At 58.5% G+C, this 22,087-nt stretch carries 19 protein-coding genes; 17 read left to right on the forward strand and 2 right to left on the reverse strand.

From position 1 onward, the window contains the following. Positions 1–11: 11 nt before the first annotated feature. The 16 genes from BMZ36_RS08640 to BMZ36_RS08715 all read left to right on the forward strand — a co-directional run bounded on the left by BMZ36_RS08640 (position 12) and on the right by BMZ36_RS08715 (position 17,671). The gene (locus BMZ36_RS08640; RefSeq protein WP_091194582.1) at positions 12–698 is read left to right on the forward strand and encodes a flagellar hook assembly protein FlgD; all 687 of its coding nucleotides are present in this window, start codon (positions 12–14) and stop codon (positions 696–698) included. Between the two features lie 48 nt (positions 699–746). Beyond that, the gene (gene flgE / locus BMZ36_RS08645) at positions 747–2,111 is read left to right on the forward strand and encodes a flagellar hook protein FlgE (protein WP_091194586.1); all 1,365 of its coding nucleotides are present in this window, start codon (positions 747–749) and stop codon (positions 2,109–2,111) included. A gap of 69 nt (positions 2,112–2,180) precedes the next feature. Then, positions 2,181–2,921, forward strand: a complete 741-nt coding sequence (flgF, locus tag BMZ36_RS08650; RefSeq protein ID WP_091194593.1) for a flagellar basal-body rod protein FlgF — start codon at positions 2,181–2,183, stop codon at positions 2,919–2,921. 21 nt (positions 2,922–2,942) lie between these two features. Continuing rightward, positions 2,943–3,728: a flagellar basal-body rod protein FlgG gene (flgG, locus tag BMZ36_RS08655; RefSeq protein WP_091194598.1), complete on the forward strand. Its 786-nt coding sequence runs from the start codon at positions 2,943–2,945 to the stop codon at positions 3,726–3,728. Between the two features lie 13 nt (positions 3,729–3,741). Continuing rightward, positions 3,742–4,407 carry a flagellar basal body L-ring protein FlgH gene (locus BMZ36_RS08660; protein WP_091194602.1) on the forward strand — a complete coding sequence of 222 codons (666 nt, stop codon included), beginning with the start codon at positions 3,742–3,744 and terminating at the stop codon, positions 4,405–4,407. Positions 4,408–4,415: 8 nt separating this feature from the next. After that, entirely contained in the window at positions 4,416–5,501 is a 1,086-nt protein-coding gene (locus BMZ36_RS08665; protein WP_091194698.1) for a flagellar basal body P-ring protein FlgI, read from the forward strand. Positions 5,502–5,601: 100 nt separating this feature from the next. After that, positions 5,602–6,540 (forward strand): flagellar assembly peptidoglycan hydrolase FlgJ, encoded by a 939-nt coding sequence (gene flgJ / locus BMZ36_RS08670; protein WP_091194606.1) that lies wholly within the window; start codon positions 5,602–5,604, stop codon positions 6,538–6,540. 31 nt (positions 6,541–6,571) lie between these two features. After that, on the forward strand, positions 6,572–8,590 hold the full coding sequence (gene flgK, locus BMZ36_RS08675) for a flagellar hook-associated protein FlgK (RefSeq protein ID WP_091194611.1): 2,019 nt from the start codon (positions 6,572–6,574) through the stop codon (positions 8,588–8,590). Between the two features lie 24 nt (positions 8,591–8,614). Next, positions 8,615–10,021, forward strand: a complete 1,407-nt coding sequence (flgL, locus tag BMZ36_RS08680) for a flagellar hook-associated protein FlgL (RefSeq protein ID WP_091194616.1) — start codon at positions 8,615–8,617, stop codon at positions 10,019–10,021. 48 nt (positions 10,022–10,069) lie between these two features. After that, entirely contained in the window at positions 10,070–11,425 is a 1,356-nt protein-coding gene (radA, locus tag BMZ36_RS08685; protein ID WP_091194620.1) for a DNA repair protein RadA, read from the forward strand. 125 nt (positions 11,426–11,550) lie between these two features. Further along, positions 11,551–11,877 (forward strand): thioredoxin TrxA, encoded by a 327-nt coding sequence (gene trxA, locus BMZ36_RS08690; protein ID WP_091194624.1) that lies wholly within the window; start codon positions 11,551–11,553, stop codon positions 11,875–11,877. Between the two features lie 176 nt (positions 11,878–12,053). Then, a complete protein-coding gene (gene rho / locus BMZ36_RS08695) occupies positions 12,054–13,310 on the forward strand; it encodes a transcription termination factor Rho (RefSeq protein ID WP_091194628.1) in 1,257 nt (418 codons plus the stop codon). A gap of 95 nt (positions 13,311–13,405) precedes the next feature. Beyond that, on the forward strand, positions 13,406–13,618 hold the full coding sequence (rpmE, locus tag BMZ36_RS08700; protein ID WP_091194631.1) for a 50S ribosomal protein L31: 213 nt from the start codon (positions 13,406–13,408) through the stop codon (positions 13,616–13,618). Positions 13,619–13,705: 87 nt separating this feature from the next. Then, positions 13,706–15,346 (forward strand): ArnT family glycosyltransferase, encoded by a 1,641-nt coding sequence (locus tag BMZ36_RS08705; protein ID WP_091194635.1) that lies wholly within the window; start codon positions 13,706–13,708, stop codon positions 15,344–15,346. A gap of 112 nt (positions 15,347–15,458) precedes the next feature. After that, entirely contained in the window at positions 15,459–17,012 is a 1,554-nt protein-coding gene (gene guaA / locus BMZ36_RS08710; RefSeq protein ID WP_091194702.1) for a glutamine-hydrolyzing GMP synthase, read from the forward strand. 128 nt (positions 17,013–17,140) lie between these two features. Beyond that, positions 17,141–17,671: a hemerythrin domain-containing protein gene (locus BMZ36_RS08715; protein WP_177187834.1), complete on the forward strand. Its 531-nt coding sequence runs from the start codon at positions 17,141–17,143 to the stop codon at positions 17,669–17,671. 269 nt (positions 17,672–17,940) lie between these two features. On the opposite strand, the gene BMZ36_RS08720 is transcribed toward BMZ36_RS08715, so the two are convergent. Next, positions 17,941–18,720 carry a PA3715 family protein gene (locus BMZ36_RS08720; RefSeq protein ID WP_143086009.1) on the reverse strand — a complete coding sequence of 260 codons (780 nt, stop codon included), beginning with the start codon at positions 18,718–18,720 and terminating at the stop codon, positions 17,941–17,943. Between the two features lie 285 nt (positions 18,721–19,005). Then, a complete protein-coding gene (locus tag BMZ36_RS08725; RefSeq protein ID WP_091194645.1) occupies positions 19,006–20,736 on the reverse strand; it encodes a fumarate hydratase in 1,731 nt (576 codons plus the stop codon). A gap of 460 nt (positions 20,737–21,196) precedes the next feature. Between BMZ36_RS08725 and BMZ36_RS08735 the strand changes: the two genes are divergently transcribed. Beyond that, positions 21,197–22,048 carry an ATP-binding protein gene (locus BMZ36_RS08735; RefSeq protein WP_091194654.1) on the forward strand — a complete coding sequence of 284 codons (852 nt, stop codon included), beginning with the start codon at positions 21,197–21,199 and terminating at the stop codon, positions 22,046–22,048. Positions 22,049–22,087: the final 39 nt, after the last annotated feature.

Consider the following 22,087-nt stretch of genomic DNA (forward strand, 5'->3'; position numbering starts at 1 on the left):
GAGAATAGATCATGGCAACGACGACAAGCAGTACGGGCAGCACCCAGCAGACCAGTTTTGACTACACGTCGCTGAACAAAACGACGACGACCTCCAAGACGGACATGGAGGATCAGTCTGATCGCTTCATGAAGCTCCTGGTGACGCAGTTGCAGAACCAGGATCCCATGAATCCGATGGAAAGCGCGGAAATGACTTCGCAAATGGCGCAGATCAATACCGTGACGGGGATCAACAAGCTCAATACGACCATGACACAACTCATGTCGGCGTATAGCGCTTCACAGGGGATGCAGGCTGCCACTGTGATTGGCCACGATGTGATGGCACCGGGAAGCACGATGACTTTCGATGGCAGTACCGCGATGGACATGGCGCTGAATTTGAGTGCTACGACGGAAAATATCCGCATCAGTATCGTGGACAAGAACGGCAACGTAGTCGAGCAGCGCACCCAATCTTCGGCTGCAGCCGGTACCGTTTCCATGAACTGGGACGGCAAACTGGCAGATGGCAGCATGGCTCCGGCGGGTCAGTACAAGATCGTGGCGCGTGGCACCGTAGATGGCAAGGATGTTGCTTTGGATACCTTGACCTGGCAGAAAGCAGGTAGCGTCGAACTCAGTTCAAGTGGTGTGAAAGTGGTTCTGGCGGACGGCAGTGCGGTCGATTTCGCCAAGGTGACGAAGATTCGTTGAGGCAATGACCGGCAATGATTGCCGGTCGGGATTGCCGGGGAGGCAAAAATGGGTTTCCAGCAAGGTTTGAGCGGTTTGAATGCGGCGTCCAAGAGTTTGGATGTAATCGGCAACAACGTAGCCAACTCCAATACGGTTGGTTTCAAGTCGTCCCGTGCAGAATTCGGTGATATCTATGCGGCCACATTCGGGTCGGCTTCGAATCTTGCCGGTATTGGTGCTAAGACACTGGGTATTTCACAGCAGTTCGGTCAGGGCAATATCTCTTCGACCAGCAATCCGCTTGATCTGGCGATCAGTGGCAACGGCTTTTACCAGATATATGACAGCCCAACCACGCAGGCAGCCAGCTATACCCGAAACGGTCAGTTCCAGCTCGATAAAGACGGTTATATCATTACCAACACGGGCCGCTATCTGACTGGCTGGCAGGCTGACTCGGCAACCAACTTTCTGCCTTCGAGCGGTCCGGTATCGCCGATCCAGGTGAAATTTGCGAATTTCGGTGCCCAGGAAACCGGCGGCTCCGGGGTTAGTGGTGCAGGGCTTTCGGTTGGCCTGAACCTGAATTCTTCGGACTCGGTGAAAACAGCTGTTTTTTCAATGGCGGACCCGACGACATACAACTATTCCACGTCGGCCACCGTCTATGACACTTTGGGGGTGGCCCATACCCAAACGATGTATTTCGTGAAAGGTGGCTATCAGGTCGGAGCGGCGCCGGATGATACAGTGACGAATACCTGGTCGGTATACTATGCGCTGGATGGAAGTCCGGTTTTGCCGGACGGCACGCTGGGAACGTCGGCAACCACGCAGGATGCCATGCTGCGTGGGACCCTCACATTCACGAGCAGCGGTGCTTATTCGTCTTATGCCTCCAACGTGGTGACAACGTCTCCCCATAACACCGGGGCAATCAGTCGGTGGTTTTATGTCACCCCGACGGCGCTGGGCAACGGTTCCAACGGGCTTGATTTTCAGATGTTCTTCGACAAAGCCACCCAGTACGGTAGCAATTACAACGTCAGCACGCTGACTCAAGATGGTTACACCGATGGCTCCCTGACCGGTTTGTCGGTCAGCAAGGAAGGCGTGGTACAAGGGCGCTATTCCAACGGCCAGTCGCGCGACGTGGCGCGGATCGCGCTCTATACCTTCAATAACTCGCAAGGTCTGCAGCCTTTGGGAGACAACCGTTGGGCGGTGAGTTATGCCTCGGGAGCGGCGTTGCCCAATGCGCCGGGGGCCGGAAATGCCGGTCTGCTGACAGCTGCGGCCGTGGAGGATTCAAACGTCGACATGACGGCCGAACTGGTGAATCTGATCACGGCGCAGCGCAATTACCAAGCCAATGCCCAGACGATCAAGGCGCAGGATACGATCCTGCAGACGCTGGTGAGCCTGAGATAAGACAACAGGGGGTAGCGGGTAGCGGGCAGGAGATGGCTGTATGACTCCCTGCTCGTTGCTCCACGAAGCATGGACCGACTCGTTTACACTGCCATGACCGGCGCCAAGCATGCCCAACTGAGGCAGGCGACGGTATCGCACAATCTGGCCAACGCGACAACCACAGGGTTTCGTTCCGAGCTGGCAGCTTTCCGGGCGGTGCCGGTCGTGGGCGGTAACGGCTTGCCGACGCGTGCGTTCGTGGTCGAGCAAAGCACCGGCTCCGATATGCGTTCCGGCCCCTTGCAGCATACCGGCAACGACATGGACGTCGCCGTGGATGGCGAAGGCTGGATTGCGGTGCAGACGGCCAGCGGCGAAGCATATACCCGCAATGGCGAACTGGCGGCGGATTCGACCGGTCTGCTGAAGACCCGCACCGGGCAGATTGTGGTGGGGGAAAGTGGCCCGTTGACCGTGCCGGAAAATACCCGGGTATCGATTGCCCCGGATGGTACGGTAAGCGGAGCCGCGCTGGATAACCCGACCCAGCGGGTCGAGATTGGCAAGATAAAGCTGGTCAATCCGCCAACTGCCCAATTGGAAAAAGGGAATGATGGCCTTTTCCGTTTGCGCAACGGCCAGACGGCGCAAGCCGACGAGACGGTCAGGCTGGTTTCCGGCGCGGTGGAGGGCAGCAATGTCAATGCGGTCGAAGAGCTGGTTTCCATGATCTCGGCACAACGCCATTACGACCTGCAACTCAAGATGATTTCCAACGCAGATCAGAATGCCCGCTCCGCCGCGCAACTGATCTCGCTTAACGGCTGATAGCACCAAGGATTCGATACCATGATTCGCTCGCTCTGGATCGCCAAGACCGGCATGGACGCCATGCAGATGAACGTGGACGTCATCTCGCACAACCTGTCGAATGTCAGCACCAACGGTTACAAGCGCGAACGCGCGGTTTTCGAGGATTTGCTGTACCAGAACCTGCGTCAGCCCGGCGGTGCCACTTCACAGCAAACCCAGTTGCCGACCGGTTTGCAGCTGGGGACTGGCGTGCGTCCGGTGGCAACAGCCAAGATATTTACCCAAGGCAACCTGCAGTTGACCGACGGCCCGCTGGATCTGGCAATTCAGGGTGAAGGCTTTTTCCAGATCGCCCAGCCGGACGGCACGACAGCGTATACCCGAGATGGCTCGTTCCAGGTGGATAGTCAGGGCAACGTGGTCACCACAAGCGGTTATCAAATCCAGCCTGCGTTGCAGGTGCCTACCGGTACCACCAAGATTACGGTCGGCAAGGATGGAACCGTCACGGCTATCGTCAACAACAATTCCGCTGCTCCGGTTCAGTTGGGAACGATCCAGCTGGCGACATTCATCAACCCGCCTGGGTTGCTGTCGGTTGGCGGTAACCTGCTGCGTGAAACCTCGGCCTCGGGCGCGCCGACCGTGGGGCAGCCGGGAACAAACGGTCTGGGGGCCATCAACCAGGGCTATGTCGAAACGTCCAACGTCAATGTGACCGAGGAGTTGATCAACATGATCCAGGCTCAGCGTGCCTACGAAATCAACTCGCGGGCCATCCGCACTTCGGACGAGATGCTGCAGAAGCTGGCGGCGCTGTAAAAAGGATAAGGCCGTGAAATTCTTTGCCGGTATTTTTTTGTCGTTGCTTCTGGTTGCCTGTACTGCGCCTTCCGTGATCACACAGCCGACCACAGCCAAGCCGCATCCTGCCAGCCTTGCGCAGGTCAACAATGGCGCGATATATCAGCCTGGCTCGGCCAAGCTGCTGTTTGAGGAGCCGGTCGCGCGCTATGTGGGCGATACTTTGATCGTAACTATTGAAGAAAATCTGGCTACTGCCAATAAGACAAATACCAGTAGCAGCCGTACTGGCAGTTACAGCATGACCAACTCCGGTGCCAGTTCATTGCATCTTCCTACGGCTCTGGAACAGTTGCTGAATGCTTCGCCTTCCGGTTCCAGCAGCAACAAGTCGGATGGCAAGGGCGAAACCAGCAATACCAACACCTTCAAGGGGACGCTGGCTGTGACCGTCGTCGAGACCTTGCCTAATGGAAATCTGGTGGTCGGCGGAGAAAAGCGCGTCAACGTGAATGGCGAGATCAACAACTTGCGCCTGACCGGCGTGGTCAATCCGAAAGACATCAAGGCCGGGAATACAATTTCTTCGACGCGGATTGCTGATGCCCGCATCGAGCAGGTGGGTGAAGGTGTGATCGCCGACGCCAATACCATCGCTTGGCTGCTGCGTTTCTTCCTGTCCGTGTTGCCGCTGTGAGGTTGAAAATGCGCCGATTGTTTTTTCTGTTGCTGTTGCTGGCCGGCATGGCTCATGCCGAAAGACTCAAGGAAATCGCCAGTTTTTCCGGTGTGCGTAATAACCAGTTGGTGGGTTATGGCCTCGTGGTTGGTTTGGATGGTAGCGGTGACCAGACTACGCAGACGCCGTTTACCGTGCAGTCCGTGGTGAACATGCTCACCAACATGGGGGTGCAGGTTCCCAGCGGTGGCAACATGCAGTTGAAGAACGTCGCTGCCGTGACCGTTACGGCAGTGCTGCCGCCGTTTGCCCGCCCTGGGCAGCCTCTGGATGTGACGGTTTCCTCGATCGGTAATGCAAAGTCGATCAAGGGTGGAACCTTGCTGCTCTCGCCGCTCAAGGGCGCGGATGGCCAGATCTATGCCATGGCGCAGGGCAATATCATCGTTGCGGGAGCCGGTGCGGCGGCTGGCGGTTCCAGTACTACGGTCAACCAGCTGGCGACAGGGCGGATTCCGGCCGGAGCCACGGTGGAAAAAGCTGTGCCTACGCAATTGGGTAACGGAGAATTCGTGCAACTGGAATTGCTGCAGACCGATTTCACGACCGCCAATCGTGTGGTGGATGCCATCAATGGCCGTTTCGGGCCGATTTCGGCTGCGCTCGATGGTCGTGTGATTCAGGTGCGGGCACCGCAGGAGCCCAATCAGCGCGTGGCTTTCCTGGCCAAGCTTGAGGGGTTGTCCATTACCCCGGCCGAGAGTGTTCCCAAGGTGATCGTGAATGCGCGAACCGGTTCCGTGGTCATGAACCAGGCGGTGCAGGTCGATCCGTGCGCGATCGCTCACGGCAACCTGACGGTGACGATCTCGACGGAAAATGCGGTATCGCAGCCCGCGCCTGCCGCTGGCGGCAAAACACAACGGGTCCAGAATTCCGAAATCATGATCCAGGCCGACAAGGGACCGGTGGTGCGGCTTCCGAAGGCGGCTTCGCTGCGAGATGTGGTCCGCGCGCTCAATGCCGTGGGTGCGACACCGCAGGATCTGCTGGCGATCCTGCAAGCCATGAAAGCAGCCGGCAGCCTGAAGGCTGAACTGGAAGTGATCTGATTTTCCCATGCGCCACGGACTTCGGACCGAAGCCCGTGGCACGTCTTTGTTTGGCATGCCTATTGCTTCACCATGAGCAAAATCATGTGTGGAGGCTGTCATGGCCATCTCTTCAAACTTTGCCGTCGCCCAGGAGAAACTGGCGCTCGACCCCCAAGGCGTCGAATCATTGCGCCGTGCCGTGCGCAATGATTCCGAGGCGGGCGCAAAGGCAGTGGCGCGGCAGTTTGAAGCCCTGCTGGTTCAGCAAATGCTCAGTTCGATGCGTCAGGCCAATCAGGGCTTCGGCGAGGAAAGTCACGGCGCGTTTGGTCTGTTCCGCTCCATGCAGGATCAGCAGTTTGCCCAGTTGACGGCCATGAAGGGCGGGGCCGGCTTGGCGGATGCCATCGTGCGGCAGATCAATGCGCAACGGAGTGCGGCGAGTACCGGCAAGCAGGCTACCTCCAGGCAAACGAGTTCTGAAACTGTTGCGACTGCCAAAGAAAAGGTCATGTCGGAATTTGCCGTCGGCGTGAGCCAACCGGCAAAACCTGCCGCTTCGACGGCAGCTCCTGCCGGTGATTTCATCGGAAAATTGTCTGCTTCCGCCGAAAAGGCTGCAAACGATCTGGGGATTTCCCCTCGCCTGTTGCTGGCACAGGCCGCATTGGAAACGGGGTGGGGCAAGCGGGCGATTCGCAATGCGGACGGCTCGGACAGTCATAACCTGTTTGGCATCAAGGCCGGGAAAAACTGGACCGGAAAAACGACGGACGTGACGACGACCGAGTATGTGGACGGCAAGGCGCAGAAGCGGGTCGAAAAATTCCGTTCCTACGACTCCTATGCCGCAGCTTTTTCCGATTATGCCAATTTGATCAAGCGCCGTTACGGCAATGCCGTGGGGCTGGGCAATGATGCAACAGGCTTTGGGCAGGCATTGCAAGTCGGAGGCTACGCCACCGATCCGGGCTATGCCGGCAAGATTGCCAAGGTGGCCGACCGGGTTTCGGCCAAGCTGGCCGCCTATCAGTCCGGCTCAAGCCAGACCGCCTGAAGCCGATAGAGAATAGAGAAGGAGTGCAACCATGGGATCGTCAGTATATGGTATCGCCGTTACCGGCCTGAATGCCGCGAATCTGGGGCTGACCACTGCCGGGCACAATATCGCCAATGCCAACACGGAAGGCTACTCCCGGCAGACGATCACGCAGAGCGCCCCATATCCGCAAGGCAGCGGCAGTGGTTATGTCGGTTTGGGCGTGCGAGTGGATACGATCGTCCGGGCTTACGACCGGTTTGCCGTCCAGCAACTGAACAGTGCCCAGACAAAGTCGAGCTACTACGAAGCCTACCTCGATCACGTTCAGGAAATCGACAACATCGTCGCGGACAGCAGTACGGGCATTTCGCCCGCCCTGCAGGATTTCTTTTCTGCCGTGCAGAATGTCGCCACCAACCCCTCCGATACGGCATCGAGGCAAACGCTGCTGTCGATGACGCAAACACTGGTCAACCGCTTCCAGACCTTCGATCAGCGACTGACCGAAATGCGCGATTCGCTCAATGGCGAGATTACGGATGCCGTTTCCAGTATCAACTCCTACGGCAAGCAAATTGCCGACCTCAACAACCAGATTGTGGTTGCCCAAAGCGCCGGCCAGCCGCCGAACGATCTTCTGGACAAGCGCGACCAGATGGTGCTGGAACTCAACAAGCTGGTAAAGGCGAGCACGGTTTCTCAACCGGACGGCAGCATCAATGTCTTCATCGGTTCCGGGCAAAGCCTTGTGACCGGAGGCACCAATTTCTCGCTGGTGGCAACGCAGGCGCTTTCCGATCCGCGCCGCATCACGGTAGGGTATACGCAGCAAAACGGCAGCATCGTCTATCTGCCTGAAAACCTGTTGGGAGGTGGGCAGCTTGGTGCTTTGCTGGATTACCGCTCGAAATCGCTGGATGTGGCGCAGAACAGCCTCGCGCAAGTGGCTGTGGGGCTGGCCGAGAATCTCAACAAGCAGCAGCAGGTCGGTATGGATCTTTACGGCAATGCCGGCAAGACGCTGTTTTCCTACAACACGACGACAGTCGGTACTGCGACTCCGCCAGCGATCGGCTCAATCCAGGCATTCTCCACTAACACCGGAACCGGTGCGTTGACTGGCTATATTCAGGATACGTCACAACTGACCAACAGCGATTTCGAACTGTCTTACGATGCAACCAGTACCAACTACACATTGACCAAGCTGACCGACGGCACGAAGACCACGATCACGGCGGCCAACATGACGGCGGGCTACGTGGTGCCCAATACCGGCTTGTTCTTGCAGATGGCGGGCGCACCGGCGAACAACGACCGTTTCTCCATTCGGCCGTATTCCGGTTTTGTGAATTCGCTGGCAATGCGGATGACCGATCCGCGCGAAGTGGCTGCAGCCCAGCAGGTACGCGCACAAACCAAGAATTTCAGCCTTGTCGATGGCAGTCTGAGCGCCTCGACGAATACCGGAACAGCCAAGGTCACGTCGCTGACGGTGGACTCCCCCTCTACGGTGACGACGTCGGCCGCGACTGACCCGAACCTGCAGGACAAGGTCGGCATCCGTTTCACCAGCGCGACGCAATACACCCTTTACGACATGAGCGGAGCAGCGCCCGTTGTGATATCCGCCGGAAATACCTATACCAGCGGCACACCGATCGAGCTCAACGGCTGGAACCTGACGTTGAATGGCGTGCCGGCCACCGGCGACCAGTTCGTCATCGTGCCGAATACGGGCGGTTCCGAAGACAACGGCAATGCCCTGCAAATGGCCGGATTGCAGACCAGCAAGAAGATGCTGGGCAGCAGCGCGACCTATCAGGATACCTACGGGTCGATGGTGGCAACGATTGGCACCCAGACCAACGAAGCCAAGATCATGTCCGAAGCACAGGAAACCGTGCTGTCGCAGGCGCAGGACAAGCGCGACTCGATTTCCGGGGTCAACCTCGACGAAGAGGCCGCCAGCCTGTTGCGTTACCAGCAAGCCTACATGGCCGCCAGCAAGGTGATCCAGATTGCCCAGAAAGCATTTGATCAGCTTATGACGCTGGGTTCCTGATCGCGGAATTGAAGGAGAGCAATCATGAGAATCGCCACTTCCACCCTGTTTAACGTCAGCCGCAGTGGTCTGCAAAAGCACAGCGTTGATCAGGCTCGCCTGCAGGAACAATTGTCGACCGGGAAACGGATACTGACCCCTTCCGATGATCCCATCGCTTCGGCCCGCGTGTTGACCATCAACCAGTCAGCATCGATCAACACGCAGTATTCGACCAACAGCGACAGCGCAGACTCTGCATTGCGGACCACCGAATCGACCTTGTCACAGGTCATCAGTGTGATCCAGGATGTCCAGACGCTGGCGGTCAATGCCGGCAATCCTTCGCTGACCGTCTCGGAAAAAAAGATGCTCGACAGCGAACTGCAGGGGCGCTATCAGGAGTTGCTGGGGCTGGCCAATGGCACGGATGGCAACGGTGTTTACCTGTTCTCCGGCTTTCAGAATAGCAAGCCTTTCACGGAGACCTCATACGGCAACGTGACTTACAACGGCGACGAAGGCCAGCGCCTGATCCAGATCTCTTCAGGTCGCCAGATCCCGGTGTCGGAAAATGGCGTGGATGTGTTCCAGCGGATCAAGAACGGCAACGGCACTTTTATCACGGCGGTGGCCGGCAATAACGGTGCGGTTCCGACGGCGACCAACAAGGGCTCAGGCATCATCAGTCCCGGTGAGGTTGTGGACCCCAGCAAATGGAATGCGGTGACAAACAAGGATGTCCGCGTCCAGTTCTATTGGCAGGCGAATACGGCCGATTCGACCAAACCGGTCATCACTTACGACCTGATTGACAATACGACCGGCAATTCGCTGATCGATGGCACGGCTACAGCGGGTCATACCAGCGGTCCGCGAGCCTATGTGGATGGCGGTGATATCGAATTCAAGCAGCTGGCCGGTGAAGTGGCCGTTCCAGCTTGGGATTACGGCATCAAGACAAGCGTCAGCGGCACGCCGGTCGAAATCGACCCTCTGACCAAGGCCCCTGCTGCGACGACGGGTAATCCTCCCGTGGCGAACACGGCTGGCGCGGCAGACTCGTTCTCGATCAAGGCCAGTACCAACGTCGATCTCTTTACGACGCTGGGAAATTTTACGGCGGCCTTGACGAGTTACACCACCGACGGGGCAGGCAAGGGGCAGGCCGCATTCCAGAACCAGCTCAATGGCGTGATGCAAAGTCTCAACAATGCGTTGAATTCCGTGTTGACCACGCAGGCATCCATTGGCGCGCGGATGAAGGAAACCGAATCCGTGCAAAATACGACGGAAGACCTGAAGCTGCAGTATCAGAAAACGCTTTCCACGCTGGAAGACCTGGACTACAACGCGGCGATCAGCGACTTCGCCATGAACCAGATGTTGCTGGACGCAACGCGCAGCAGTTTTTCCAAGGTGCAGGACTTGAGTCTCTTCAAGTATATTTGATCCATTTCCCCCAATATCATGCGAGCCCTGCGGGGCTCGCGGTGTTTTATGGCGACCAAATCAAAAACTCTTTATGCCTGCCAGTCATGTGGCGCAACGTCTCCCAAATGGCAGGGGCAGTGCCCTGGCTGTGGCGAGTGGAACACGCTGGTCGAAACCGTTCAGGAAGCAAAATCGACCAGCCGTTTCCAGTCATTGGCTGCCGATGGCGCGGTGCGCCAGTTGCACGAGGTCGATGCGGCCGAACTGCCGCGCACCCCGACCGGCATCGGCGAGCTTGATCGCGTGCTGGGCGGCGGTCTGGTGCCCGGTGGCGTGGTGCTGATCGGCGGCGACCCCGGTATCGGCAAATCGACCTTGCTGCTGCAGGCGCTGACGCAACTCGCAGGCACGAGCAAAGTGCTTTATGTGTCCGGCGAGGAGTCTCCGCAGCAGATCGCCTTGCGCGCGCGGCGTCTCGATCTGGCTGCAGCTCCCGTGGCGCTGCTGGCTGAAATCGGCCTGGAAAAGATTCTGGCCACGCTGGAGCGGGAAAAACCGCAAGTCGCGGTGATCGATTCGATCCAGACGCTGTTTTCCGATGCCCTGAGCTCGGCGCCGGGATCGGTGGCGCAGGTGCGCGAATGTGCGGCGCAGCTGACGCGCTTTGCCAAGCGCCACGGCACCACGATTTTGCTGGTCGGGCATGTGACCAAGGAAGGGGCGCTGGCGGGGCCGCGCGTGCTGGAGCATATCGTCGATGCCGTGCTGTATTTCGAGGGCGATACCCATTCCAGCTTCCGCCTGATCCGGGCGATCAAGAACCGCTTCGGCGCGGTCAACGAGCTGGGCGTATTCGCCATGACCGACAAGGGCTTGCGCGAGGTGTCCAACCCTTCGGCGCTGTTCCTCTCGCAGCATCGCGATCCGGTATCCGGTTCCTGTGTGCTCGTGACGCAGGAAGGAACTCGCCCGCTGCTGGTCGAGGTTCAGGCGCTGGTCGATGACGCGCACGCGCCGCAGCCGCGCCGACTGGCGGTCGGTGTAGAGCAGAACCGGCTGGCATTGCTGCTGGCCGTGTTGCATCGCCATGCCGGTATTGCAGCCTTCGATCAGGACGTGTTCGTCAACGCCGTGGGCGGGGTGCGAATTGCCGAGCCGGCGGCCGATCTGGCCGTGCTACTGGCGATTGTTTCGTCCTTGAAGGACCGTCCGCTGCCGGAAAAGCTGGTGGTGTTCGGCGAAGTGGGGCTGGCTGGCGAGGTTCGGCCGGTGCAGCGAGGGCAGGAGCGACTCAGGGAGGCCGCCAAGCTGGGATTCACGCATGCCATCGTGCCGAAAGCCAATCGCCCGCGCCAAGCCATAGACGGCATGACGGTGACTGCTGTTGAGCGACTGGAAGATGCCGTTTCGGCTGCTTTGTAAAAAAGTGGGTGAGGGCGCTTGAAAAGTACCCCTCCGTCCGCATAAATAAACTAGATGCTTTGCCAATTTTACGCCGAATCCGCTACGATTCGGGCGAACCACACCAAACCACTATGGAGATACCCATGAGCGACCAGATCGTTTATTTGAGCGATGCAACTTTCGAAGCTGAAGTTCTGCAGGCACAGGGGCCGGTTCTGGTCGATTACTGGGCCGAGTGGTGCGGCCCGTGCAAGATGATTGCGCCGATTCTTGATGAAGTCGCGGGCGAGTACGCTGGCAAACTGAAGGTGGCCAAGCTCAACATTGATGAAAACCAGGCTACTCCGCCCAAGTACGGCATCCGCGGCATCCCGACCCTGATGCTGTTTGTTGGTGGTGAAGTGAAGGCAACCAAGGTCGGCGCGCTTTCCAAGTCACAACTGACCGCATTCATCGACAGCAATCTTTGATCGAAAACAATGGCGCTGCGGCAAGGAATGCCGGGGCGCCATTTTATTGTTTGACATCCTGACGGATAGTCACTAGTCTAGCAGCATCTCTGAGCCGCGGTTTCCTCCGTGGCCTAATCCAAGAACAAATCTTTTTATTTCATTTCTTCCCAACCGTTTTCCTACGGTCCACTTCCATGCATTTATCAAATCTGAAAAACCTGCATATCACCGAACTTGTCGAGATGGCGATTGCCAACGAGCTTGAAGGTGCTAACCGATTACGCAAGCAGGACCTGATTTTTGCCCTGCTCAAGAACCAGGCCAAGAAGGGCGAAAGCATTTTTGGCGATGGCACGCTGGAAGTGCTGCCGGACGGCTTCGGTTTTCTGCGTAGTCCTGATACCTCTTATCTGGCCGGTACGGACGACATTTATGTCAGTCCCAGCCAGATTCGCCGTTTCAACCTGCATACCGGCGACACGATCGAGGGTGAGATTCGCACACCCAAGGATGGCGAGCGCTACTTCGCGCTGGTGAAGGTGGACAAGGTCAACAGCGAGCCGCCGGAAAACTCCAAGCACAAGATCCTGTTCGAGAACCTGACCCCGCTGTTCCCGACCAAGCGCCTCAATCTCGAACGCGACATCAAGGGCGCGGAAAATGTCACGGGCCGCATCATTGACCTGATGGCTCCGATCGGCAAGGGGCAGCGCGCCTTGCTGGTGGCTCCGCCCAAGACCGGGAAAACGGTCATGCTGCAGCATATTGCGCATGCCATCACCGCCAATCATCCCGAAGTCATCCTGATCGTACTGCTGATCGATGAGCGCCCCGAAGAAGTGACCGAAATGCAGCGTTCGGTCAAGGGTGAAGTGGTGTCCTCGACCTTCGACGAACCGGCAACCCGCCACGTGCAGGTTGCGGACATGGTGATCGAGAAGGCCAAGCGACTGGTCGAGCACAAGAAGGATGTCGTGATCCTGCTCGATTCGATCACCCGCCTGGCTCGCGCCTACAACACCGTGGTGCCGGCTTCCGGCAAGGTGCTGACCGGCGGCGTCGATGCCAATGCGCTGCAGCGCCCCAAGCGTTTCTTCGGTGCCGCGCGCAATATCGAGGAAGGCGGTTCGCTGACCATCATCGCCACGGCGCTCGTCGATACCGGCAGCCGCATGGATGATGTGATCTATGAAGAATTCAAGGGAACCGGCAACAACGAAATCCATCTTGATCGCCGCATGGCCGAGAAGCGTACCTTCCCGGCGATCAACATCAACCGTTCCGGAACGCGCCGCGAAGAGTTGCTGATCCCCCAGGATCAGCTGCAGAAAATCTGGGTGTTGCGCAAGCTGCTCTACCCGATGGACGATCTTGAGGCGATGGAATTCCTGCTCGACAAGATCAAGGCAACCAAGACCAACAACGAATTTTTTGATTCGATGCGTCGTTGATTGTTGATTTAGCTGGAAAAGAGGCGGATAATGCCGCCTTTTCGTGTAAAGGGTCGCTGCACAACCCAGTGGCCGCCTCGTGATAGGAAACCCCAATGAAGACCGATATTCATCCGAATTACAAAGAGATCAACGTGACCTGCTCCTGCGGCAACACGTTCAAGACCGGCTCCACCTTGGGCAAGGATCTGCACATTGAAGTGTGCGCAGCCTGCCACCCGTTCTATACCGGCAAGCAGAAGGTAATGGACACCGCTGGCCGTATCGAGAAGTTCAACAACAAGTACTCCATGTACAGCAAGAAGTAATTGCTGGCATGAGCGCAGAAAAGGCAGCTTCCAGCTGCCTTTTTTGTTTATCATTTCCACCCCTGTGAATCATTTTCGGACCGCCCGATGCTGACCTATACCCCGCAGGCCGAGCGCCAGCAGGCGGTGACCCCGCCGCAATCGGAGAAGCCCTGGTTCCTGCTGCTTCTATGCGTTCTCTGGTTGTTGCCGGGGCTCGTCGGTCACGATCCCTGGAAGCCGGCCGAGAACCAGAGCGTCGCCGTGATCGCCCGGATGCTCCAGGGGGGCGACTGGGGTGTGCCGCTCCTCGCGGGGCAGCCGTATCTTGGTTTTTCCCCGCTGTATTACTGGTGCGCCGCCTTGCTGGGCAAGACCCTGGCCTGGACGGGAATTGCGCTGCACGATCTGGCGCGTATCGTCACCGGCATCTGGATGGCGCTGGCCCTGTGGGGCGTCGGGCTCGCGGGCCGGGAGCTGCATGGCCGCCGGCAGGGGCGGGTGGCTGTCGTGCTGCTGGTGGGAAGTGTGGGCCTGCTGCAGTGGGGGCATCATGCCTCGCCCGCCGTTCTGGGTTTGACTGCGTTTTCCTGGCAAATGTATGCACTGGCGCTGGCGCGCCGCCGCCCGCTGCATGCTGGCGCGTTGCTGGGCGCGACCTGGCTGGTCCTGCTGCTGGGTGCGACTTGGGGCGAAGCGCTGCTGGCCATGGCGTGCGCGCTGGTGCTGCCGGTTTTCCCCGCCTGGCGCCGTAGCGGGTATCTGGCTGCGTTGCTGGCTGCGTTTGTGGTTTCCCTGCCTTTGGGGTTGCTGTGGCCGCTCTACCTGCAGCAGCATGCTCCTGCCGTTTTTGCCGATTGGCTTGTCTCGCATTCTCTTGGCATCTATGGCGGGCTGGGTGCGCTACGCTTTTTTCATCAGCCCGGCTACCTGTATTCGATTGCCGCCTGGTTCGCTTTCCCTGTTTTGCCGATTGCCGGCTGGGCACTCTGGCAGGTACGGCGCAATCTGGGCGATTCGCGCTGGTTGTTGCCGTTGGTGCAGTTGCTTGCCGTGGTGGCTTGGCTGATATTCGCAGGCAGGCCCTCCGATTCGCAAGCGCTGCTGTTCCTCGTGCCCTTGGCGGTGCTGGCAGCAGGTGGTGTCGATGACCTGCGGCGCGGCGCGGCCTCGTCGCTGTTCTGGTTCGGTACAACGACCTTTGCTGCAATTGCTGTCGCCCTGTGGGGCTGCTGGCTGGCCTTGATGCTGGGCTGGCCGGACGGACTTGCCGGCCAGTTGCGTCAGCTCAGTCCCTCCTACGTGCCGGGCATGGGGATCGGAACATTGTTTGCCGTAGGCCTGTCCGTAGCCTGGGTTCGGGTTCTCATGGGCAAGCGCCCGTTCGGCCGCCGCGCAGCAACCAGCTGGGCTTGCGGCTTGACCCTGGTATGGGGGTTGCTGGTCGGGCTGTGGCAGCCCTGGCTGGATGCCTCGAAGTCCTACCGTGAGGTTGGCCAAGGCCTCCAGGAGGCCGTGACCGGCAAAACAGGGTGCATCGAGCTGATGCAGATGGGCTCCGCACAACAGGGCGGCATCGCCTATTTTAGCGGGCTTGACGTGCGTGGCCCGGATGCGGCTGGCGCAAATGCCTGTCCGCTGGTGCTGGTTCAGTCGGGCATTGCGGATGCAACGCGCGGCAAACTGCTGTGGCAGGGCGCGCGTCCGGGCGAGAGCCAGGAGCGCTTCTTTCTCTACCGACGCCCCTGATCGGGCGCACCGTCCGTCCAGATAGTAGCGCGAGCCTGCTTGCAGGCTCGCCGCCTGCCCGCTGTCAGGGTAAAATGCTGCCCTTCTCATGAAAACCTCGGAAATGCCCGGTATGGACAAGATCCTGATTCTGGACTTCGGCTCCCAAGTCACCCAGTTGATCGCCCGCCGCGTGCGCGAAGCGCATGTCTACTGCGAGCTGCACTCGTTCGATGTCTCCCTCGACTTCATCAAGGAATTCAACCCCAAGGGCATCATCCTGTCCGGCGGGCCGAATTCGGTGTACGAATCCGATTATCAGGCCGATCCGAAACTGTTCGAACTGGGCGTGCCGGTGCTGGGCATCTGCTACGGCATGCAATGGATGGCGCAGTCGCTTGGCGGCAAGGTCGAGGCCGGCCATGTGCGCGAGTTCGGCTATGCCGAGATCGAAGTCTGCAACGAAAACAAGTTGTTCCATTCCCTGTCGGACCGTGTCGAAGGCGGCAAGACTTTCCTCGAAGTCTGGATGAGCCACGGCGACAAGGTGACCGAACTGCCGGCTGGTTTCAAGACCATCGCTTCCAATCCGTCCTGCCCGATTGCGGCCATGGCCGATGAAGTGCGCGGATTCTATGCCGTGCAGTTCCACCCGGAGGTCACGCATACCCTCAAGGGGCGCGAGATGATCAACCAGTTCGTACTCGAAGCCTGCGGCTGCAAGCCGTCGTGGACGATGCCGAACTACATTGACCAGGCTGTCGCAAAGATTCGCGAGCAGGTTGGCAGCGACGAAGTGATTCTGGGCCTCTCCGGCGGCGTGGATTCCTCGGTAGCCGCTGCGCTGATTCATCGCGCGATTGGCGACCAGTTGACCTGCGTGTTCGTCGACAATGGCCTGTTGCGCCTGAACGAAGGCGAGCAGGTCATGAACATCTTCAACAAGCACCTCGGCGTGAAGGTGATCCATGTCAATGCGACCGAGCAGTTCATGGGCCATCTCGCCGGCGTGACCGATCCGGAAGCCAAGCGCAAGATCATCGGCCGCGAGTTCGTCGAAGTGTTCCAGGCCGAATCGGCCAAACTGCCGAATGCGAAATGGCTCGCGCAGGGCACGATCTATCCGGACGTGATCGAATCGGCCGGTGCCAAGACCAAGAAGGCGCACACGATCAAGAGCCACCACAACGTGGGCGGCCTGCCGGAAACGCTGAAGCTCTCGCTGCTCGAGCCGCTGCGCGAACTGTTCAAGGACGAAGTGCGCGAGCTCGGTGTGGCGCTCGGCCTGCCGCACGAAATGGTCTACCGCCACCCGTTCCCTGGTCCGGGCCTGGGCGTGCGCGTGCTCGGCGAAGTGAAGCAGGAATACTGCGACCTGCTGCGTCGTGCCGATGCGATCTTCATCGACGAACTGCGCGAATTCGACTGGTACGACAAGACCAGCCAGGCGTTTGCCGTATTCCTGCCGGTGAAGTCGGTCGGCGTGATGGGCGACGGGCGCACCTACGAATACGTGGTGGCGTTGCGTGCGGTCTGCACCAGCGACTTCATGACCGCCAAGTGGGCCGAACTGCCCTACGATTTGTTGGGCAAGGTCAGCAACCGCATCATCAACGAAGTGCGTGGCATCAACCGCGTGGTGTACGACGTTTCCGGCAAACCGCCGGCAACGATCGAGTGGGAATGATTGCCCGCTGGTAATGCAGAAACCCTCCCGAGCAACCGGGAGGGTTTTTTGTTGTTGGGGAAAAATCACAAAACCAATCCTGAGTAAAACAGTCGGATATAATGATGTTTTGCGACCAAGGAACGATCATGACCGACTTTTTTGCTTCTCCCGCCGCTTCGTTCGATGAGCCCGTCGCGCTGCTGATGGCGTGCCATGAACGGGTCCGCCACTATGCCGGCTTGGTCAAAAAGCTTTCGGCCCATGTCCGGGAACACGGCGCGGACGAGCAGGCCAAGTCTGCCGCTGCTGCCATCCTGCGCTACTTCGACGTAGCCGCGCCGTTGCACCATCAGGACGAAGACGACGACCTGTTCCCGCTCTTGTCGCAACGTGGAGATGCTGCCCTGCGCGAAAGGATCGCGGCCATCACCGCCGAGCATGCCGAGCTGGGCGCGTTGTGGCAGCAGGTCCGTGTGTGTTTGGTTGCGATTGCCGAAGGCCGGGCAGCCGAGTTGTCACAGGAACTGGCCGACACGTTCGCGCGCCGCTATCCCGCGCATGCCGGGGTCGAGGATGACCAGATTTATCCGATGGCGGAAAAGCTGCTGACCGCAACCGAACTGACCGAACTGGGGCGGCGCATGGCCGCCCGACGCGGAGCGGTGGTTTCCGGGTGAATTGCGAGTTCAGTCAAAGTGGATCATCAATCCTGAGCACGCTGCTTGGGGGCGTGCTAGTTATGTGACCAGTGGCGTCTGATCGGATTTAACAGCGCGGCTACTCGAAGCACCGCAAAGCATGTACAGCGCACACCGTAGGACGCAATAACCGCAGGGCATTGCGCCGCATGCCTGATGGCGGCAATTCATACGGCGCAATGCGCGATGCTTATTGCGCCCTACGTGCTTGCCGGGCGTCCAGTTGATTGAGGGGTTATGTGCATCGGCTAGCAAATTCGACAATCAAACTCACGCATATTTACAGGCACAACATAATGCCTTCCGTTGAACCTCAGTATGTAGGTCTTCGTCTCTTTGTGCTCCACGCTTGAAACACATTCGTCGGTTTTCTTCACGTCTCCACGCTCTCGTGTATCGACCAGGGTTTCTCTTACGATGAGGTCGAAATAGCCATGGGTAACTTGATTCGAGATTGCCAGGGTCCGTGTAGCCTCTCTCGTTTCATTGCGGCATGAGGGCCAGTTCCTGGTAAAGATGATGTTCATGTCGGCGTTCGACAATACTTCCCTAAATGTCTTGCCACTAGGGATAACTAGGCTCAGTGTCTGACTTGAGGTGAAACCCAAGTCAATGTGGAAGTTGGCGCGAATGCCAAAGGCTCTGAGGTTAGGTGCAACAGCGTAGTTGGCAGTATCAATTTCGATGCCGTCAAATCGGTACCCGTCGGAGAGAAACCGCCGTTTGAAAAAAGCGTGCTTAAGAACGGTGGCAGTTCTGTTGTCCACCAAGGCGATGTCTAAGTTGTAGTCTCCCATGGTTTCGCTATCGCCGATCGCAGTTCCTGCTTGGCGTTTGGCGATAGCCACAATGCTTTTCCCTTCGAACGGCGGATACTGCTTGCATGCTACAAACTCACTCCACTCATTTCGTCCATCGGCATATCCAAAGTTGCGTCGTACTTTAGCCACGAAGGAGTCATCGCAGGCACCAAGCGAAACGGCCGAATAAAGGCACAGGCAAACGGTGGGAGCAAGAAATTTACCCAATGGTGGCTCCAACAAACAATGCATAACGCGGTGTGGCCACCATTGGTGGCATATTGAAATAAATGTCACTGTCATTATCCCCGCAACAACAGGACACGTGACAATCCGCTCCCTCAGTGTTTCTGCTGCTTGCCGCTGCAGTCCGCCGTCTTTCATCTTGGGAACACTGAATCGAAGATTACACCAGTCAATCAATGGATGGAACGACCAATTCTGGCCGATCTGCCGCCGCGAATGAACAAGGCCCGCATGATGCGGGCCTTGTGCGTGCCAGACAGGGGCGGATTACTTCTTGGCGACCTTCTTGTAGAGGTCATTGCCCTTGTTGTCGACGAGGACGAAGGCCGGGAAGTCGACGACGTCGATCTTCCAGACGGCTTCCATGCCCAGTTCCGGGTAATCCAGGCATTCGACCTTCTTGATGTTCTCCTCGGCCAGCAGTGCAGCCGGGCCGCCGATCGAACCGAGATAGAAGCCGCCGTATTTCTTGCAGGAGTCGGTGACTTGCTGGCTGCGGTTGCCCTTGGCGATCATGACCATCGAGCCGCCCTTCGATTGCAGCAGGTCGACATAGCTGTCCATGCGGCCGGCGGTGGTCGGGCCGAACGAGCCGGACGGCTTGTCTTTCGGTTGCTTGGCCGGGCCGGCGTAATAGACCGGGTACTTGGTCAGGTATTCCGGAATCGGCAAGCCCTTGTCGAGGCGCTCCTTGAACTTGGCGTGGGCGATGTCGCGCGCGACGATAACGGTGCCGTTGAGCAGCAACTGGGTGCCGACCGGGTGCTTGTCGAGATCGGCCAGCACTTCGGGCATCGGGCGGTTGATGTTCAGCTTGACGCCCGAGGCCTGGCGGGTACGGTCGACGATCGGGATGAAGCGACCGGGGTTGCGTTCCAGCTCTTCCAGCCAGATGCCGTTCTTGTCGATCTTGGCCTTGATGTTGCGGTCGCCGGCACACGATACGCCCATGCCCACCGGCAGGGATGCGCCGTGGCGCGGCAGACGGATGACGCGCACGTCAAGCGCGAAGTACTTGCCGCCGAACTGCGCGCCGTAGCCGCTCTTGTAGGCCGCTTCGAGCATTTTCTTTTCCAGTTCGACATCGCGGAAGGCCGAGCCGTACTTGTCACCCTTGGTCGGCAAGCCATCCAGATATTTGGTGGTGGCGAGCTTCAGCGTCTTCATGCACTGCTCGGACGAGGTGCCGCCCACGACGAAGGCGATGTGGTAGGGCGGGCAGGCTGCCGTGCCCAGAGTCAGCATTTTTTCGGTGAGGTATTTTTCCAGGCTCTTCGGATTCAGGATGGCCTTGGTTTCCTGGAATAGCACCATCTTGTTGGCAGAGCCGCCGCCCTTGGCCACGAACAGGAATTTGTAATCCATGCCTTCGTTGGCGTAGATGTCGATCTGTGCCGGCAGGTTGTTGCCGGTGTTGACCTCGTTGTACATGTCGAGGCCGACGGTTTGCGAATAGCGCAGGTTTTCTTCGTTGTAGGTCTTGAAGATGCCTTGCGAGATCAGCGCTTCGTCGTTGGCGCCGGTCCAGACCTGCTGGCCCTTCTTGGCCATCACGGTGGCGGTGCCGGTGTCCTGGCAAAGCGGCAGCACGAACTTGGAAGAGACTTCCGCGTTGCGCAGCAGGGCCAGCGCTACGCTCTTGTCGTTGGACGAGGCTTCGTTGTCCTTGAGGATGGCGGCTACCTGGCCCAGGTGTTCAGGGCGCTGCAGGAAGTTCACGTCACGCATCGCCTGGTTGGCAAGGAAGGCCAGGCCTTGCGGATCGACTTTCAGTGCCGGCTTGCCGTCGATCTTGATGACGGAAACGTATTTGTTGGTCAGCAGGCGGTACTTGGTCTTGTCCGGCCCCAGCTTGAACATGGTGTCGAATCGCGGATCGACGGGCTGGTTTGTCTGCGGAGCGGCCGGGGCGGCCAGTGCTTCCTGGGCGGTGACCGTTCCGACGGCTGCGGCAACGGCGCTGGCGGTAGCGCATTTCAGAAAGTCTCTACGTGACATGCTGTATTACTCCTCGCTGGTTGATGATGACTGCAAATCGATATGCGAAAGTCGCAGCATGGGAAGGCCGCAATCTTCGCGGGTGAAACCGGTGTCTGGCGACGTCAGGATGATGTTTGTATGGCCTGAGAACCTGTTCGCGCTCTTGCTGCGAAGCCGTGATCGGGGCTCATGCGCTGCTCAAAATCCTCATGTACTGCTTGTACACTCCGGTTTTTGCGCTGCTCTTCACCCCGCTGACGGCTTCTCGCGACAGATCGTGAACTGGTTCTGTGCGGGGCTGGATATACTGAAAAGTTCAGGTGGGAATTTGGGGATGGAGACGCTCGGCATGTAGTTCATGGTTGCTCGCTACAAATCCGCGTGGTTTTTATGTAAAAAATTCTGAGCAGATTTACGGGCTTTGTCAAAAAATTTTTTTTATTGTTTAAAAAATAAAATCATTCGAGATTGAAGAAATATGAGAGATACCGAGCTGATCGTTTCCAGAATGGATGCCTTGCTGGCGCGTGCCGATGCGTGGCTTGACCCGAAGCCGCCTGCTGTCGATTGGCAGTCTCAGGCATTCAGATGGCGTAGTGGGAATGGAGGTGGCTACATGAAGGCGGTGGCCCATCCTCACGAGATCGGTCTTGAAGACTTGGCGGCAGTCGAGGTGCAAAAAGCGCGTCTTTACGAAAACACCCGCCAGTTCGTGGCCGGCCGTACGGCCAACAATGCGCTGTTGACCGGGGCGCGCGGCACCGGAAAATCTTCGCTGATCAAGGCGGTGTGGCAGGCGTTCCGCCATGAGGGCTTGCGCCTGATCGAAGTGGAGAAAGCGCATTTGCAGGATCTGCCGGAAATCACCGATCTGCTGTTTGGTCGTCCGGAGCGTTTCATCATCTTTTGCGACGATCTCTCATTTGAAGAAGGCGACCACGGTTACCAGGCGCTGAAGACCGTGCTGGATGGCTCAATTGCCGCCCCCTCGTCCAACGTGCTGGTCTATGCCACGTCCAACCGCCGGCATCTGGTGCCGGAGTATTTCGAGGAGAACGCCGCGACGCGCCACGTCGACGGCGAGGTGCATTTTTCCGATGCGGTGGAAGAAAAGATGGCGCTGTCGGAGCGCTTTGGCCTGTGGCTGACCTTCTACGCCATGGATCAGGATGCCTATCTGGCTGCGGTGCAGATCTGGTTGGCGCGGCTGGGCTTCGGGTGTTGGGATGAAGAGGTGCGGCGCGAGGCGCTGCAATGGGCGCTGGCGCGCGGTGCCCGCAGCGGGCGCGTGGCCTGGCAGTTTGCGCGGGACAGGGCTGGGCGGCTATAGAAGACGCCAAGCACGAAAAAGCCCCCGATTTGCATCGGG

It is taken from the genome of Formivibrio citricus, from assembly GCF_900115065.1.
Lineage (GTDB): Bacteria > Pseudomonadota > Gammaproteobacteria > Burkholderiales > Chitinibacteraceae > Formivibrio > Formivibrio citricus.

Coding starts and splice junctions, on each gene's coding strand:
- BMZ36_RS08640 (WP_091194582.1), top strand. CDS start 12: ATGGCAACGACGACAAGCAGTACGGGCAGCACCCAGCAGACCAGTTTT.
- flgE (WP_091194586.1), top strand. CDS start 747: ATGGGTTTCCAGCAAGGTTTGAGCGGTTTGAATGCGGCGTCCAAGAGT.
- flgF (WP_091194593.1), top strand. CDS start 2,181: ATGGACCGACTCGTTTACACTGCCATGACCGGCGCCAAGCATGCCCAA.
- flgG (WP_091194598.1), top strand. CDS start 2,943: ATGATTCGCTCGCTCTGGATCGCCAAGACCGGCATGGACGCCATGCAG.
- BMZ36_RS08665 (WP_091194698.1), top strand. CDS start 4,416: ATGCGCCGATTGTTTTTTCTGTTGCTGTTGCTGGCCGGCATGGCTCAT.
- flgJ (WP_091194606.1), top strand. CDS start 5,602: ATGGCCATCTCTTCAAACTTTGCCGTCGCCCAGGAGAAACTGGCGCTC.
- flgK (WP_091194611.1), top strand. CDS start 6,572: ATGGGATCGTCAGTATATGGTATCGCCGTTACCGGCCTGAATGCCGCG.
- flgL (WP_091194616.1), top strand. CDS start 8,615: ATGAGAATCGCCACTTCCACCCTGTTTAACGTCAGCCGCAGTGGTCTG.
- radA (WP_091194620.1), top strand. CDS start 10,070: ATGGCGACCAAATCAAAAACTCTTTATGCCTGCCAGTCATGTGGCGCA.
- trxA (WP_091194624.1), top strand. CDS start 11,551: ATGAGCGACCAGATCGTTTATTTGAGCGATGCAACTTTCGAAGCTGAA.
- rho (WP_091194628.1), top strand. CDS start 12,054: ATGCATTTATCAAATCTGAAAAACCTGCATATCACCGAACTTGTCGAG.
- rpmE (WP_091194631.1), top strand. CDS start 13,406: ATGAAGACCGATATTCATCCGAATTACAAAGAGATCAACGTGACCTGC.
- BMZ36_RS08705 (WP_091194635.1), top strand. CDS start 13,706: ATGCTGACCTATACCCCGCAGGCCGAGCGCCAGCAGGCGGTGACCCCG.
- guaA (WP_091194702.1), top strand. CDS start 15,459: ATGGACAAGATCCTGATTCTGGACTTCGGCTCCCAAGTCACCCAGTTG.
- BMZ36_RS08715 (WP_177187834.1), top strand. CDS start 17,141: ATGACCGACTTTTTTGCTTCTCCCGCCGCTTCGTTCGATGAGCCCGTC.
- BMZ36_RS08725 (WP_091194645.1), bottom strand. CDS start 20,736: ATGTCACGTAGAGACTTTCTGAAATGCGCTACCGCCAGCGCCGTTGCC.
- BMZ36_RS08735 (WP_091194654.1), top strand. CDS start 21,197: ATGAGAGATACCGAGCTGATCGTTTCCAGAATGGATGCCTTGCTGGCG.